The following is a 14,863-nucleotide window of genomic DNA, read 5'->3' as shown; positions in this document are numbered from 1 at the left end:
CTAATCCACCCACAAGTGGGCATCATCGTTCGACTTGCATGTGTTAAGCACGCCGCCAGCGTTCATCCTGAGCCAGGATCAAACTCTCCGTTGAAGAAAAACAGACACAACCAAAACCACCGGAAATAACGGCGCCAATGGCTGCACAAAATTTGAAACCAGCTAAAAACACCAAACCACACCACAGGGGCGGCACGATTCGGCAAATTCAACCAATCACATTACATAATCGGTATCAACAAACTTGGCACACTATTGAGTTCTCAAACAACAGACACATTCGAATATTCCCGGAACAATTCAGAACGAATTTGTTTTCCGTATTTCTTCGCTGCGATGTTTTTATCTTATTTCATTCTTGTTCGCTTTTGCAAATCCGGCTATTTTCCCGGAATTCACTCAACGGAATGAATCCGCCCAGCAAAACGGGAAACAATTTTCGTTCCATGCACGGCATGGCCGAGAATTGCTTCTCAATATCAGTTGGGGGTTTGTCACCACTCAGCGGCGGCGACTCAGAAAACAATACACGCCCCTCCGCGGCCGCGCAAATCGGCTGCAGAGGGGCGTGCAGGTGGTAGGTTGCGCTCCCGCGTCAGGGAACAAGAACCTCGACGGTTGCCAGGTTCTTCTTGCCCCTGCGCAGGAGCAGGTACTGGCCATGCAGGAGTTCCGACTCCGCAATCACGGCTTCAGGATCGGAGACTTTTTCGTTGTTCACATAAGCTCCGCCTTCGCCCACGGTCCGGCGCGCGGCGGACTTGCTCTCGGAAAGGCCGGAGGCCACCAGCAGGTCCACGATTCCCATTTCGTCCACCTGGACTGTGGTGGAAGGAAGCTCGGACGTGGCAGCCTGCAGCGTTGCCTTATCCAGCGCAGCCAAGTCGCCGTTCCCAAAAAGGGCAGCCGAAGCGGCAATGACCTTTTCGGTGGCGTCAACGCCGTGAACCAGGGAGGTCACCTCAAAGGCGAGCTTCCGCTGGCCTTCGCGGGCGAACGGACGCTCCGCCACCGACACTGCGATCTTTTCGATCTCGGCGCGCGTCAGGAAGGTGAACACCTTGAGCCGGTCCACCACGTCCGCGTCGGCGGTGTTGAGCCAGAACTGGTAGAACGCATAGGGGCTGCACATGCCGGCGTCGAGCCAGATGGCGTTGCCTTCACTCTTGCCAAACTTGGTTCCGTCAGAGTTGGTGATCAGCGGGGTTCCCAGGGCATGGACGCTCTTGCCCTCGACCTTGCGGATCAGCTCCGTACCGCTGGTGAGATTGCCCCACTGGTCCGAGCCGCCGGTCTGCAGTACACAGCCGTAGTCGCGGTAGAGCTGCAGGTAGTCCATGCCCTGCAGGATCTGGTAGCTGAACTCGGTGTAACTGATGCCTTCATCCGAGTTCAGCCGGGATGCCACGGCGTCCTTGCGAAGCATGGTGCCCACGCGGAAATGCTTTCCCACCTCACGCAGGAAGTCGATGGCGCTCAGCGGCGCCGTCCAGTCCAGGTTGTTCACCATCCTGGCGGCGTTGTCCCCGTCGAAGCTGAGGAAGCGCTGAACCTGGGCCTGCAGGTAGCCAACCCACTCCGCTACCGTGTCCTTGGTGTTCAAGGTGCGTTCCGCCGTCGGACGCGGGTCCCCGATCATGCCGGTGGAGCCTCCCACGAGGCCGAGTGGCCTGTGCCCTGCCAGCTGAAGCCGCCGCATGACCAGGAGCTGGACCAGGTTACCCAGGTGGAGGCTTGGCGCGGTGGGGTCGAAGCCGCAATAGTACGTGACCGGCCCGTTGGCGAGGAGCTTTTCGAGCTCCGCTTCGTCGGTGGAGACATGGACCAGCCCACGCCACTTCAGTTCCTGCCAAATGTTGGCGAAAGTGGGGTCGTTGCGCTGCGGTTCGAGGTTGTTCAGTTCAGGCACGCTTCCTAAGTTAGCAGTAACGCCCAACGCCCGGTCAGCCGGCAATCCCGGCAGGCACGGGTTGCGAGGCAATCAGCCGCAGGCGCTGCGTGGCACGGGTCATGGCCACGTACAGGTCCCCCACCTTGCCGTGCTCGTGGTTGAGCATGACCGATGGTTCCAGGACCACGACGCCGTCGAACTCCAGGCCCTTGGCCTCGCGCGGGCTGATCACCACGATGTCCTGTTCGTAGCTGCCGGCGCCGCTGCCAATCCTGCGCCCATACACTTCGCGCAGGGCTGCCGATGCCTGGGGCAGGAGGTCGCCGTCGGCAATCACGGCGAGCAGGCCGCCGTCGAGCGCTGCAAGCTCCTCGGGGAGGACCTCCACCAGCCGCTCCACCACGGCGCCGGCGGACACTTCGTCGATAATGGGGTCCCAGCGGCCCTCGCGGACAGCCTTCGGCGCGGAAACCACCAGGCCGGCGGCGTTGGCCATCCTCACGGCAGCCTCGGCGATCTGGGACGGGGTGCGGTAGTTGACGGTCAGCTCCTCCAGCTGCCAGCGGTCACCGAACATCGGGGCCAGCGCGCCCTGCCAGGAATTGGCGCCCGCCACTGAACTTGTCTGCGCGATGTCACCCACGATCGTGAAGGACTTCAGCGGGCACCGGCGTACCAGAAGCCGCCACTGCATGGGGGAAAGCTCCTGGGCTTCATCCACCACAATGTGTCCGAAGGCCCACGTGCGGTCGCTCGTTGCGCGTTCGGCCGCCGTCTGCCGGGCTTCCTGCTCCCGGTTCTGCTCCGCCAGTTCTTCCGCGGACATCAACGGATCAACTCCGGCGGCCTCCATGTTGACCAGGGTCTGCTTTGCGTTGGCGAGGTCCCGGGCCCGGTCGTGCTCCTGCTGGGCCAGCCCGCGGCCAGCCGCCGGGTCCAGCTCCCCGAGCAGTTCGGCGGCTTCATCCAGCAGCGGGACGTCGGACTCTGTCCACGGCGCATCGGCCGGACGCTGCAGCAGCGCCCGCTCGGCAGGTGTCAGGTGCGGGGTGCAGAACTCCAGGATTTCCGGCTTGCTGAAGAGATCGGAGATCAACTTCTCCGGCGTCATGGGCATCCAGCACAGGTTCAGGGCGATCCGCACGTCGCGCGCGGTCCGGACGTCCTCGGCGAGGTAGGAACGGTCTGCGTTGTTGCCGATGTTTCCGGCCTCGACGAGCTCGGTCATCTGCTCGGTCAGTTCGCGCAGCAGGATCTTAACGAACGTCACGCGGGCCTCGTTGTAAGGCTTTCCGGTGGCGCGGGCGCGTTCCCGCGCGCGGCGCACTTGCCGGGGCGTGAGGGTCAGCTTGCGGCCGTCCACCTCGAGGATCCTGTTCCGGGCGGGGACGCGCATGCGGTTGGAGACGGCGTTGGCCACGATGGTGGCCATGTCCAGCCGCCCCTTGATGGCTGCGACGCCGGCGTCTGTTTCGGGCACGGCATGGATGCCCGGCATCAGGCGGCCAAGGCTGGCCATGACCACTCCGGTCTCACCCAGCGAGGGCAGCACCCGTTCGATGTATTTCATGAACGACGACGATGGCCCCACCAGCAGCACGCCGGCACTCTTGAGGCGGTCACGATGGGTGTAGAGCAGGTAGGCGGCGCGGTGCAGGGCCACAGCGGTCTTGCCTGTGCCGGGTCCACCCTGGACAACGACGGCGCCGGAGATGGACGAGCGGATGATCCTGTCCTGCTCCGACTGGATGGTGCTGACGATATCCGACATGCGGCCGGTCCGCTTGGAGTTCAGGGCAGCCAGCAGGGCACCTTCGCCCTGGAGCGATTCGTCGTCCGTGAGCATGCCGGCGTCCAGGACATCGTCCTCGATGGCCTTGACCTCACGGCCCTGCAGGATCAGGTGCCGCCGGCGGCGGACGCCCTGCCGGTCAAAGGCCGTGGCCTGGTAAAAGTGCCCGGCCTCCGGGGCACGCCAGTCCACCATGAGCCGTTGGAGGTCTTCGGTGGTGAGGCCGATGCGGCCGATGTACTGGGCTTCGCCGGAGTCCAGGTCCAGGCGGCCAAAGACCAGCCGGTCATCCACCGCGTCCAGCTGCGCGAGGCGGTCCTCATACAGTGCGGCGAACGCGTCACGTTCCGAAACGTTCTGCATGGTGCCCACGGCTCCAGCGCGGCGGACCTGTGCCAGCTGGCCGCGCTTCTCCTCCCGGAGTTCCTCCAGCCGGGCGTACAGGCCGGCTACATACTCCCGTTCGTGGGCCAATTCGGCGTCGTGCATTAACGTTCCCCTATCGCGAAAGACAGACCGTCCATTCTACAACCATTTCCGTTAACGCTCGTGAAACCCGGGCGGCGCACCGGCGGTGTTTCGGTTCCTCGGTTTTGCCACCTTGTACTTTGACACGGTGGGGTCGCCGGTGAGCCAGAACCGCCAGGCGTATTCTTCCGTGCCTCCGGCTCCGGACACCCCTACCCGGGGACCGGAACTGACCGCGCCGGCGGGAACCGACGGAAGTTCCAGCCGGAACGGCGGAGCCAGCGCGTCGCGGCCGCTGTCCGCCGTCGTCAGTCCTAAGGCCTTGGCAAGGCGGGCGGGCCCGCTGGCCAGGTCCGCAGGAGTTTTCGACGTCGGCCTGCGGCGCCGGGCCAGCGCCAGCCCGTCCACGACCTCCCCCGCCCGCAGCAGCAGCGCGGATGCGACGCCGGCGGGACCGCAGACGATGTTGGTGCAGTGGTGCATCCCGTACGTGAAATAGACGTAGAGGTGCCCGGGCGGCCCAAACATGGGGGCGTTGCGCGGCGTCGGGCCACGGTAGGTGTGCGATCCGGGGTCCGGGTGCAGGGAGTCCTCCGGCCCCATGTAGGCCTCCACCTCCGTAAGCCGGATGGACACAGAGCCGTCGCGGGACTCGTGGGTGAGCAGGGCTCCGAGCAGCTGCGGTGCGAGTTCGCGGGCGTCTGCGGACAGGAAATCCCGCAGGTGTTCCCGCGCCCCAGTGCTGTGGTTCATTGCTTGACCTTACCCGGATGCTGCGGTCTTCATCCGTCCCCTGCACGTGGTCCGGGGAGCCGTTTCGGGGCCGACGGCCATGTCCGATTTCCGCTAGCAGCGCCTGCCGCCGGCTGGCAGGATGGAGCCATGGACTTCTGGCAGCGCTACCGGGCAATCGACGCCCGCGATACCCGGTTCGACGGCCAGTTCTTCACAGCCGTCCGCACCACGGGAATCTACTGCCGCCCCTCCTGCCCCGCCCGGACGCCCAAGGCCTCCAACGTGACGTTCTACGAGACGTCCGCCGCGGCACACGAGGCAGGCTACCGCGCCTGCAAACGCTGCCTGCCGGAAGCGGTCCCGGGCACCCCGGCCTGGAACGTGCGGCAGGACATCGCGGGGCGCGCAATGCGCCTGATCAGCGATGGCGTGGTCACCCGCGACGGCGTGGCGGGCCTGGCCGCCCGGCTGGGATATTCGCCGCGCCAGCTGAACCGGATCCTGGGCCAGGAACTCGGTGCCGGCCCCCTGGCATTGGCCCGCGCCGCAAGGGCCCAGACTGCCCGCACCCTGCTGGTTTCAACGTCCATGAAGCTCGCTGACGTCGCCTTTGCAGCTGGCTTCAGCAGCGTCAGGCAGTTCAACGAAACCATCGCCGAGGTGTTCGATATGACTCCCACGGCGCTCAGGAAGACCGTCCGTCATCCGGTGACCGGCGCCGGCGCTGCGGCCCTGATCCTGGACCTGCCCTACCGGCCGCCCTTCGATCCCGGCATCTTCTCCTTCCTTGCGGTCCGCGCCATCCCGGGGATCGAGGAGGGAACCTCAACCTCTTATGCCAGGACACTTCGCCTCCCCCACGGGGACGCGCGGTTCCGGGTGGAGTACGACGGCGGGGCCAGGGAACGTCCGCTGACACTCACCATCGGCGCGGTGGACCTTCGCGACCTTCCTGCGCTGCTCAGCCGCGTCCGCCGGCTCTTCGACCTGGACGCGGACCCTGAAGCTATCGACGGCACCCTGGCCGCTGATGCCCGGCTCGCCGGGTCCGTCGCAGGCGTGCGTGGGATGCGCCTGCCGGGCGCCGTGGATCCGCAGGAACTGCTGGTCCGGGCCATGGTGGGGCAACAGATCACGGTGGCAGCCGCCAGGACCGCCCTGACCCAACTGTCCGCCGCGGGCAGTCCCACCAGTGCACCCGGCGACGGACTGGACCGCCTGTTTCCCACTCCAGCGGAAATCGCGGCCGCCGGACACCTGCTCCGCGGCCCCCGGCGCAGGACCGAATCGCTGCTGCACGCCGCGTCCGCAATGGCTGGCGGCCGCCTGGAGTTCGGCTACGGCGACGACGTCCCCAGCCTCACCGCAGCGCTTTTGCCGCTTCCCGGCGTCGGGCCCTGGACCGTGGGGTACGCCGCCATGCGTGTCCTGGGCGCCCCTGACATCTTCCTCGCCAATGACGCCGCCGTGCGGAACGGCATCCGCGCCCTCGATAATGGAACCAGCGCCCTGAGCCTTGACTTCCGGGAGGCCAGCCCCTGGCGCTCCTACGCCACCATGCACCTCTGGCGCGCCGCCGCCCGGCCCGCCGCGCCAACCACCATTCCCGCGAAAGGGACGCCATGAAAGCCCAACTTGTCCAGCTGTCCACGCCTGACGGACCGTTTACTGTCCTCGCCCGGGACGGCGTGGTCCTTGCGTCCGGCTGGACGGCCGGGATGGCGGAACTCACCGGCCAGGTCCATCCCTCACTGCGGCCCGACGCCGTGGAAGAGGTAACGGACCTTGGCGGGATCTCATCGGCCGTGGAGGCCTTCTACGCCGGCGACCCTGCCCCGGCCATGGCAGTGCCGGTCCGCCAGCAGTCCGGACCGTTCCGCGCCCACGCCTGGGATGTGCTGCGCCAGGTCAAGCCAGGCTCACCCGTTACGTACGCGGAGTACGCCGCTCTGGCGGGGAATCCACGCGCCGTGCGGGCCGCCGCCAGCGCCTGCGCGTTTAATGCCGCGGCCCTGTTCGTGCCATGCCACCGGGTCATCAGGACCGATGGCTCATTGGGCGGTTTCCGCTGGGGCCTGCGCATCAAGGAGAGCCTGCTGGCCCGCGAGGCCGCCTGACCGCTCCCCTGGCTATTTGGGGTCCGGTATTGCCGACGGCCAGGGCAGCAGGCCGGGAAGATCGGTGCCGTCCCCGGCGGCCGTGGCCCGCAAGCTGTCCAGTGACGGCTCCCGGCCCGCAAGCCAGGCGGCGATGTCCGTCACCATCCCGCTGACGACGACGGTGCTGCCGCCCGTTCCGAGGGTCAGCGGCGGCAGTGCCATGGGCTGCAGGACCAGCCGGGTTTCCGCCGGCACCCGGGCGGCGAGGAAGTCGAAAAGGTGGGAGCAGAAGGCCCTGTTCCACGTTTCGGGTCCCGAGCCGGTGTCCAGGTCCGCGGTGTGGATGACCAATTCGCGCCACAGGGCCAAACCGGCGTCGAAGATCACGCCGTCACGGAAGGCGATGCGCGTCTGCCATTCGTCTTCCCCCAGCGCATCAAAGGCGGCCAATGCCCGCTGCACCGCGGCCGCGACGTCCTCCCGGTGATCCTCCAGGCTGTGGCCGGCGGCAAGCTCGATGGCCCGGTTGCGGCCGTCCACTCCACCGTCGTAGAGCTCCACCGTTTCGCCGCGGCGTCCGTATTCCACCTGCCGGGCCAGCGCATTGCAGATTCCGGCGACGTGGGCCAGGAGGTGGCCGCGGCTCCAGCCGGGAAGGGTGGAGGAGGCCTTTTCGCCGCCGGCCGGAATCCGGTCCACCGCAGCGGTGAGTGCGTCCGCGGCTTTGTGCAGTTCAGCGGGGAGGGCGGCAGGGGAAGGTGAGGTCATGCGGCCAGCCTAGCCGAGCGGTCAGTCCAGGGGGCTTCCGTCCGGCCCGACACGGTGGCGGACGTGCCGGCGGTCGTTGCTGGCCTGCCAGAACTCGATTTCGGCCGGCTGGAGGGCGTAGAGCTGCCAGTCCGGATTGTCGCTGCCATCGGCCCGGGGCCGCTCGTGCCAGTCGACGGCGGAGGCTTCGGCGGACAGTTCTGTCACCGCTCCGACCACCCGCACCTGACGGCCCAGGGCCGCCCAGTAGAAGTTCATCGCCGCGCGCGGTGACTCCGACAGTTCGCGGCCCTTGCGGGAGGTGCGGGACGTGGCGAAGTGCCAGCCGTCGTCGTCAATGTTCTTCAGGATGAGCATCCGCGACGAAGGCTGGGGGGCGCCGCCGGCCCCCGCGCCCACCGTGGCCAGGCTGAAGGCATGCGGCTGCTGCTCCCCCGCATCCAGCGCCTCGTCCAGCCACTGCTTGAAGAGCAGCGCCGGGTCCTGCGGTGCACTGGCCGGGTCGAAGCCGGGCAGGTCGGAGGGAAAGTCGGGCAGCGTGCGAAGGAACTTGCGGAAGGTTTCGCTCATGGAGCCAGCTAACCACAGACGCCAAGGGGCCCGGCGGAAACCGCCGGGCCCCCAAACACGGCTGACTACCCTGCGTACTCCCGGACGCCGGCAAGCTCGCCTTCCAGCGCGGCCAGCTGGCGTTCGACGGCGGCCGGTGCTGTTCCGCCCTGGGAGTTGCGGCTGTTGAGCGAGCCTTCGGTGGACAGGACCGTGCGCACCTCGGGTGTGAGGTGCTCCGAAATGGCGGCATATTCCTCATCCGACAGATCCCACAGCTCCACGCCGCGGGACTCGGCCTGCTTGACCGCGGCACCGGAGAGCTCGTGCGCCTCGCGGAACGGCACGCCCTGGCGGACCAGCCATTCGGCGATGTCCGTGGCCAGCGCGAAGCCCTGCGGGGCCAGCGATTCCATCCGTTCGGTGTTGAATTTCAGGGTCGCGATCATGCCGGAGACCGCCGGAAGCAGGACTTCCAGGGTGTCCGCGGCGTCGAAGACCGGTTCCTTGTCCTCCTGCAGATCACGGTTGTACGCGAGCGGCAGGCCCTTCAGCGTGGCCAGCAGCCCGGTCAGGTTGCCGATCAGGCGTCCTGCCTTGCCGCGGGCAAGCTCTGCCACGTCCGGGTTCTTCTTCTGCGGCATGATCGAGGACCCCGTGGAGTATGAATCATGCAGCGTAACGAAGGAGAACTCCTTGGTGGCCCAGAAGATGACTTCCTCTGAGATCCGGGAGAGGTCCACGCCGATCATCGAGCAGACCCAGGCGAACTCGGCGAAGACGTCGCGGGAGGCGGTGCCGTCGATCGAGTTGTGCGTGGCGGAGAAGAAACCGAGGTCAGCCGCCACGGCCTCCGGGTCCAGGCCCAGCGAGGACCCGGCCAGCGCGCCCGAGCCGTACGGCGAAACCCCTGCCCGCTTGTCCCAGTCCTGGAGCCGCTGCACGTCGCGCAGCAAAGCCCAGGCGTGGGCCAGGAGGTGGTGGCTGAGCAGGACCGGCTGGGCGTGCTGCAGGTGGGTGCGGCCCGGCATGGCGACGCCATGGTGCGCCTTGGCCTGCTCCACCAGCGCGTCCACGGTGGCCAGGACACCGCGGGCGATGATCCGGGCGTGGTCGCGCAGGAACATGCGGCCCAGGGTGGCCACCTGGTCGTTGCGGGACCGGCCGGCGCGGAGCTTGCCGCCCAGCTGGGCACCGGCGCGCTCGATCAGGCCGCGTTCCAGCGAACCGTGCACGTCCTCATCGGACTCCGCCGGCAGGTAGGCGCCGGACGCCACGTCCTCGTCCAGCTGCGTCAGGGCCGCGAGCATGCCTTCGAGCTCCGCGTCGTCCAGCAGGCCGGCTTTGTGCAGCACGCGGGCGTGCGCCTTGGAGCCGGCGATGTCGTAGCGGGCCAGCCGCCAGTCGAAGTGCGTGGACTTGCTCAGCGCCGCGAGGGCGTCCGCGGGGCCGCCGGCGAACCGGCCGCCCCACAGGGCACCTGCGTTCGTAGCCTCCGTTTTCTGCTCAGCCACGCGGGCTACTTCCCTGCGACGCGGATGTCGCGGCCGGAGGCAACCTTGGCGGACATGCCCCACAGCTCGATGAAGCCCTTGGCCTGGGACTGGTCGAAGGTGTCGCCGGTGTCGTAGGTGGCCAGCGAGAAGTCGTACAGCGACGTGTCGGAGCGGCGGCCGTTGACGATGGCCTGGCCGCCGTGGAGGGTCATGCGGATGTCGCCGGAGACGTACTTCTGGGTGTCCTCGATGAAGGCGTCCAGGGAGCGCTTCAGCGGGGAGAACCACTGGCCGTCATAGACCAGCTCGGCCCAGCGCTGGCCAACGGTGGCCTTGAAGCGGGCCTGCTCGCGCTCCACGGTGATGTCCTCGAGGTGCTTGTGCGCGGTGATCAGGGCCATGGCACCGGGGGCTTCGTAGATTTCGCGGGACTTGATGCCCACCAGGCGGTCCTCGACGACGTCGATCCGGCCCACGCCCTGGGCACCGGCGCGGCGGTTCAGTTCCTTGATGGCCTGCAGCGGGGTGACCTTGACGCCGTCGATCGCTACCGGGACGCCGGCTTCGAAGGAGATGGTGACTTCATCCGGTGCCGGCGGGAACTCCGGGGTGGCGGTGTAGTCGTAGATGTCCTTGGTGGGGGCGTTCCAGATGTCCTCGAGGTAGCCGGTTTCCACGGCGCGGCCCCAGACGTTCTGGTCGATGGAGTACGGGTTCTTCTTGGTGGTCTCGATGGGCAGTCCCTTTTCCTCGGCGAAGGCGATGGCCTTGTCGCGGGTGAGGGCAAGGTCGCGGACCGGTGCGATGCACTTCAGGTCCGGGCCGAGGGTCTGGATGCCCACTTCAAAGCGGACCTGGTCGTTGCCCTTGCCGGTGCAGCCGTGCGCCACGGTGGTGGCGCCGAATTCGCGGGCTGCCTTGACCAGGTGCTTGACGATGACGGGGCGGGAGATGGCGGACACCAGCGGGTAGTGGCCCTGGTAGAGGGCGTTGGCCTTCAGCGTGGGCACGCAGTATTCGTTGGCGAACTCGTCCGAGGCGTCCGCGACGTAGGCCTCGACGGCGCCGCAACCGAGGGCGCGCTGGCGGATGGTTTCCAGCGATTCGCCGCCCTGCCCGACGTCGACCGCCACGGCGATGACCTCGGCACCGGTGGCTTCACCGATCCAGCCGATGGCGACGGACGTGTCCAGGCCGCCGGAGTAGGCCAGCACAATGCGTTCAGTCACTTTAAATGCTCCTTGTTGGGGTTGGTTGATTCGTTGTCTTCAAGCTTATTGCCCGGCTTCCTCGGCGAGTTGCAGGAAGCGGGCGGCGAGGTCCGGGCCGCCCAGCGGGTCACGGGAGACCAGCAGGACGGTATCGTCACCGGCGATGGTGCCCAGGATGGAGGGCATCACCGAGTGGTCGATGGCCAGGGCCAGGAAGTTCGCGGCACCGGGCGGGGTCCGCAGGACGGCGATGTTGGCGGAGGCTTCGGCGGTGACCAGCAGTTCGCTGCACAGCCGGGCGAGCCGGGCGTCCAGGATCTCCTGGGTGACGCCGCTCCTGGCGCCCCGTTCGCCCCCCTCGCCGGGGACGGCGTACACCAGGACGCCCTCCTTGCCGCGGACACGGACGGCCCCCAGCTCCACGAGGTCACGGGACAGCGTGGCCTGGGTGACCTGCACGCCGTCGTCCGCCAGCAGCGCCGCCAGTTCCGCCTGGGAACGCACGGACTGCCCGGTGAGGATGGCGGTGATGCGCGCCTGCCGGGCGGTCTTGGTGGCGGGGCTGGTGCCCGGGGAGGACGGCTGGGAGGACACTAGAACGTGCTCTCCCCGGTGCCCTCGACGGGCGAAAGGCCGTCCACGAAGGCCAGGCCGGACCGGTGCATCAGCCAGGCCATCAGCGCTTTCTGGGCGTGGAGCCGGTTCTCGGCTTCGTCCCACACGATGGACTGCGGGCCGTCGATGACGTCGGCGGAGATTTCGTAGCCGCGGTAGGCGGGCAGGCAGTGGAGCACGACGGCGTCATCCGCAGCGAGTGCCATGGCGCCTGAGTCCACGGAGTACTCGCGGAACAACTGCATCCGGGCTTCCTTCTCGGCTTCCTGGCCCATGGACACCCAGGTGTCGGTGGCCACGACGTCCGCCCCCTGCAGCGCTTCCTTGGCATCGGTGGTGATGAGCACGGAGCCGCCGGTTTCGGCCGCCCGTTCCTTCGCGGCCGCCACGATCTCCGCGGCAGGCAGGTAGCCTTCCGGGCCGGCAATGCGGACGTGCATCCCGGCCGTGACGCCGGCCAGCAGGTAGGAGTTGGCCATGTTGTTGGCGGCGTCGCCCAGGTAGCTCATGGTGAGCCCCTTGAGGTCGCCTTTGTGTTCCTTGACGGCGAGCAGGTCAGCGAGCAACTGGCACGGGTGGTAATCGTCGCACAGGGCGTTGATGACCGGGACTTTGGAGTTGGCGGCCATGGCCACCAGGCCGTCGTGCGCGCCGGTGCGCCACACGATGGTGGAGACCATCCGCTCGAGGACTTTGGCGGTGTCCTCCACGGATTCCTTGTGCCCGATCTGTGCTTCGCCAGGGTTGATGATCAGGGCGTTGCCGCCCATGTCCGCGATGCCCGTGGCGAACGAGACGCGCGTCCGGGTGGAGGTCTTGTCGAAGATGACAGCCACGGTCTTGCGGCCGCTGCCCTCCGCGGCGAAGGGCTGGACGCTGTACGGGGCGGCCTTCATCCGGGCTGCGAGTTCCAGCACCTCTGCCTGCTCGGCGGGGCTGAGGTCGGTGTCCTTGAGGAAGTGCCGGGTGCTGCCAGGCACCGTACCAAGGGATGAAGCTGTGGGGGTCACTGGGCGTCCTTAGCTGCTTGGAAGATTGCCGGGAAAGCGGAGAGGAAGGTATCGGCCTGCGCTGTGGTGAGGATCAGCGGAGGTGCCAGGCGGATGGTGCGCGGACCCGGGCTGTTGACGATGAATCCGGCGTCGAGGGCGGCCTGCACCACGGCCGGCGCGACGTCGCCGTCCAGGTCGAAGCCGATCAGCAGTCCTTCGCCGCGGACTTCGGTAACGCCGGGGATGGCGGCCAGCGCGGAGCGGAGGTGCTCCCCCACCGCCGCCGCATTGGCCAGCACGTGCTGGCTTTCCACGACGTGGAGGGTGGCCAGGGCCGCTGCGGTCGCCACGGGATTTCCGCCAAACGTGGTCCCGTGCTGGCCTGCGGACAACAACGACGACGTCTGCTCACCAAATGTGACCAGGGCGCCGATGGGGAAGCCCCCGCCCAGCCCCTTGGCCAGGGTGATGGCGTCGGGCACGATGCCCGCGTCCTCGCTGGCGAACCACTTGCCGGTTCGGCCGATGCCGGTCTGGACCTCGTCCAGGATGAGCAGGGCGCCCACTTTGCTGGTGGCCTCCCGCGCCGCCTTCAGGTAACCGGGCGGCAGCGGACGGACGCCGGCTTCGCCCTGGATCGGTTCCAGGAAGACAGCGGCGACGGTGTCGTCCACGGCGGCTTCCAGTGCGGCGATGTCACCGAACGGGATGTGCACCACGCCGCCGGGCAGCGGCTCGAAGGGTGCCCGGTAGGCTTCCTTAGCGGTGAGGGCCAACGCCCCCATGGTCCGGCCGTGGAAGGCACCTTCAAGGGCGATGATCTTGGCCCGTTTCACCGGCCCGTCGCCGGTGTTGCGGCGCGCCAGCTTGAATGCGGCCTCGTTCGCTTCGGTGCCGGAGTTGCTGAAGAACACCTTGGAACCGGCGGGCGCGTGGGCCAGGTCAAGGAGTTTTTCGGCCAGCGCGACCTGGGTGGGGCTGGTGAAGAAGTTGGAGACGTGCCCCAGGGTGGCCAACTGGCTGGCGATCACCGAGGTCACGAACGGGTGCGCGTGGCCCAGGGCGTTGACGGCGATGCCGCCGAGCAGGTCCAGGTACTCCTTGCCGTCCGCGTCCCAGACCAGGCAGCCGGCGCCGCGGACCAGGACCCGCTGCGGCGTGCCGAACACGTTCATCAGCGAACTGGAGTAGCGGGAGAGCCACTCGGAGCCTGCGTGGCCCGTGGTTTCCACGAGCTCAGTCACGGGGGACTTTTCCATGGTGTTCATCCGTTGATCTCCTCGTCCGGGACTACCTGGGTGCCGATGCCCGCCGTCGTAAATGTTTCAAGAAGCATGGAGTGGGCCAGCCGCCCGTCCACGATGTGTGCGCGTTCCACGCCCGCGTCGACGGCCTTGAGGCACGCGGCCATCTTCGGGATCATGCCCGACTCAAGCTTCGGAAGCATCTTCCGCAGTTCCGACGCGGTGAGGGACGAGATCAGGGAGGACTTGTCCGGCCAGTTGGCGTAGAGGCCTTCGACGTCGGTCAGGATCACCAGCTTGGAGGCGCCAAGCGCCGAGGCCACGGCGGCCGCTGCCGTGTCGGCGTTGACGTTCAGGACCTGGCCGGTGGGCTGGAACCGCGCGGCTCCCGCCACGCTGTCACCGCCGTCGACAATTTCCGGGGCCACCGTGGAAATCACGGGGATGCGGCCCGCGGCGAGGATGTCCATGATGCCTGCGGGGTCGACGCCGACCACCTCGCCCACCAGCCCCAGGTCCACCTCCTTGCCGTCCACCACGGTGCCGGTGCGGACGGCGCGGAGCAGGCCGCCGTCTTCGCCGGACATGCCGACGGCGTAGGGCCCGTGGGAGTTGATCAGGCCCACCAGTTCGCGGCCCACTTGGCCGGTGAGGACCATGCGGACCACGTCCATCGCCTCCGGGGTGGTGACGCGCAGGCCGCCCTTGAACTCGGATTCGATGCCCAGGCGGCCCAGCATGGCGTTGATCTGCGGGCCGCCGCCATGGACCACGACGGGATGGATGCCCACGTGGTGCAGGAAGACGATGTCCTCGGCGAAGGCACGCCGGAGTTCGTCGTTGACCATGGCGTTTCCGCCGTATTTGATCACCATGGTGGTGCCGGCGAACCGCTGGATCCACGGCAGGGCCTCGATCAGGGTTTCTGCCTTGTCCTGGGCGGCGGACATGCTGGTGGTTTCACGCGTCTGGGTGTTCATGGTGTCACTTTCCACGGCAGTTT

At 67.4% G+C, this 14,863-nt stretch carries 13 protein-coding genes and 1 rRNA gene; 2 read left to right on the top strand and 12 right to left on the bottom strand.

The window, feature by feature from the left end; all coding sequences use genetic code 11:
- The 4 genes from J2T23_RS11795 to J2T23_RS11780 form a co-directional block, all read right to left on the bottom strand.
- Positions 1-94 (bottom strand): 16S ribosomal RNA (locus J2T23_RS11795); the annotation flags it as partial.
- Between the two features lie 501 nt (positions 95-595).
- The gene (gene tyrS / locus J2T23_RS11790; protein ID WP_307360128.1) at positions 596-1,909 is read right to left on the bottom strand and encodes a tyrosine--tRNA ligase; all 1,314 of its coding nucleotides are present in this window, start codon (positions 1,907-1,909) and stop codon (positions 596-598) included.
- Between the two features lie 34 nt (positions 1,910-1,943).
- Entirely contained in the window at positions 1,944-4,172 is a 2,229-nt protein-coding gene (locus tag J2T23_RS11785; protein WP_307360127.1) for a HelD family protein, read from the bottom strand.
- A gap of 51 nt (positions 4,173-4,223) precedes the next feature.
- Positions 4,224-4,904, bottom strand: a complete 681-nt coding sequence (locus J2T23_RS11780) for a DNA-3-methyladenine glycosylase (protein ID WP_307360124.1) — start codon at positions 4,902-4,904, stop codon at positions 4,224-4,226.
- Positions 4,905-5,033: 129 nt separating this feature from the next.
- On the opposite strand from J2T23_RS11780, the gene J2T23_RS11775 reads away from it, so the two are divergent.
- Together J2T23_RS11775 and J2T23_RS11770 are read left to right on the top strand one after the other, a co-directional pair.
- Positions 5,034-6,512: an AlkA N-terminal domain-containing protein gene (locus tag J2T23_RS11775; RefSeq protein ID WP_307360122.1), complete on the top strand. Its 1,479-nt coding sequence runs from the start codon at positions 5,034-5,036 to the stop codon at positions 6,510-6,512.
- A complete protein-coding gene (locus J2T23_RS11770; RefSeq protein ID WP_307360120.1) occupies positions 6,509-7,003 on the top strand; it encodes a methylated-DNA--[protein]-cysteine S-methyltransferase in 495 nt (164 codons plus the stop codon). The genes J2T23_RS11775 and J2T23_RS11770 overlap by 4 nt, the downstream gene beginning before the upstream one ends.
- Before the next feature lie 12 nt (positions 7,004-7,015).
- Here the strand turns inward: J2T23_RS11770 and J2T23_RS11765 are convergent, their stop codons facing one another.
- The 8 genes from J2T23_RS11765 to argB all read right to left on the bottom strand — a co-directional run bounded on the left by J2T23_RS11765 (position 7,016) and on the right by argB (position 14,840).
- Positions 7,016-7,753 carry a maleylpyruvate isomerase family mycothiol-dependent enzyme gene (locus J2T23_RS11765; protein WP_307360118.1) on the bottom strand — a complete coding sequence of 246 codons (738 nt, stop codon included), beginning with the start codon at positions 7,751-7,753 and terminating at the stop codon, positions 7,016-7,018.
- Positions 7,754-7,774: 21 nt separating this feature from the next.
- The gene (locus tag J2T23_RS11760; protein ID WP_307360115.1) at positions 7,775-8,323 is read right to left on the bottom strand and encodes a pyridoxine/pyridoxamine 5'-phosphate oxidase; all 549 of its coding nucleotides are present in this window, start codon (positions 8,321-8,323) and stop codon (positions 7,775-7,777) included.
- A 65-nt stretch (positions 8,324-8,388) separates the two neighbouring features.
- Entirely contained in the window at positions 8,389-9,816 is a 1,428-nt protein-coding gene (argH, locus tag J2T23_RS11755; protein ID WP_307360112.1) for an argininosuccinate lyase, read from the bottom strand.
- A 5-nt stretch (positions 9,817-9,821) separates the two neighbouring features.
- Positions 9,822-11,027, bottom strand: coding sequence for an argininosuccinate synthase (locus tag J2T23_RS11750; protein ID WP_056338239.1), 1,206 nt, complete (start codon positions 11,025-11,027; stop codon positions 9,822-9,824).
- Between the two features lie 45 nt (positions 11,028-11,072).
- Positions 11,073-11,603, bottom strand: coding sequence for an arginine repressor (locus tag J2T23_RS11745; RefSeq protein ID WP_141160932.1), 531 nt, complete (start codon positions 11,601-11,603; stop codon positions 11,073-11,075).
- Positions 11,603-12,604 (bottom strand): ornithine carbamoyltransferase, encoded by a 1,002-nt coding sequence (argF, locus tag J2T23_RS11740; RefSeq protein ID WP_141161621.1) that lies wholly within the window; start codon positions 12,602-12,604, stop codon positions 11,603-11,605. Before argF ends, J2T23_RS11745 begins: the two co-directional genes overlap by 1 nt.
- 26 nt (positions 12,605-12,630) lie before the next feature.
- Positions 12,631-13,884 (bottom strand): acetylornithine transaminase, encoded by a 1,254-nt coding sequence (locus J2T23_RS11735; protein WP_307360110.1) that lies wholly within the window; start codon positions 13,882-13,884, stop codon positions 12,631-12,633.
- Positions 13,881-14,840, bottom strand: a complete 960-nt coding sequence (gene argB / locus J2T23_RS11730) for an acetylglutamate kinase (RefSeq protein ID WP_307360108.1) — start codon at positions 14,838-14,840, stop codon at positions 13,881-13,883. The genes J2T23_RS11735 and argB overlap by 4 nt, the downstream gene beginning before the upstream one ends.
- Between the last annotated feature and the right edge of the window lie 23 nt (positions 14,841-14,863).

This window comes from Pseudarthrobacter niigatensis (genome assembly GCF_030812615.1).
Lineage (GTDB): Bacteria > Actinomycetota > Actinomycetes > Actinomycetales > Micrococcaceae > Arthrobacter > Arthrobacter niigatensis.
The sequence above is the reverse complement of the archived record's forward strand: the minus strand, read 5'-3'. Positions and strand labels throughout refer to the sequence as shown.

What these genes read in the sequence shown, in the direction of transcription:
- J2T23_RS11785 (WP_307360127.1), bottom strand. Translation starts at nt 4,172, where the DNA reads ATGCACGACGCCGAATTGGCCCACGAACGGGAGTATGTAGCCGGCCTG.
- J2T23_RS11770 (WP_307360120.1), top strand. Translation starts at nt 6,509, where the DNA reads ATGAAAGCCCAACTTGTCCAGCTGTCCACGCCTGACGGACCGTTTACT.
- J2T23_RS11735 (WP_307360110.1), bottom strand. Translation starts at nt 13,884, where the DNA reads ATGAACACCATGGAAAAGTCCCCCGTGACTGAGCTCGTGGAAACCACG.
- J2T23_RS11760 (WP_307360115.1), bottom strand. Translation starts at nt 8,323, where the DNA reads ATGAGCGAAACCTTCCGCAAGTTCCTTCGCACGCTGCCCGACTTTCCC.
- argB (WP_307360108.1), bottom strand. Translation starts at nt 14,840, where the DNA reads ATGAACACCCAGACGCGTGAAACCACCAGCATGTCCGCCGCCCAGGAC.
- J2T23_RS11775 (WP_307360122.1), top strand. Translation starts at nt 5,034, where the DNA reads ATGGACTTCTGGCAGCGCTACCGGGCAATCGACGCCCGCGATACCCGG.
- J2T23_RS11780 (WP_307360124.1), bottom strand. Translation starts at nt 4,904, where the DNA reads ATGAACCACAGCACTGGGGCGCGGGAACACCTGCGGGATTTCCTGTCC.
- J2T23_RS11765 (WP_307360118.1), bottom strand. Translation starts at nt 7,753, where the DNA reads ATGACCTCACCTTCCCCTGCCGCCCTCCCCGCTGAACTGCACAAAGCC.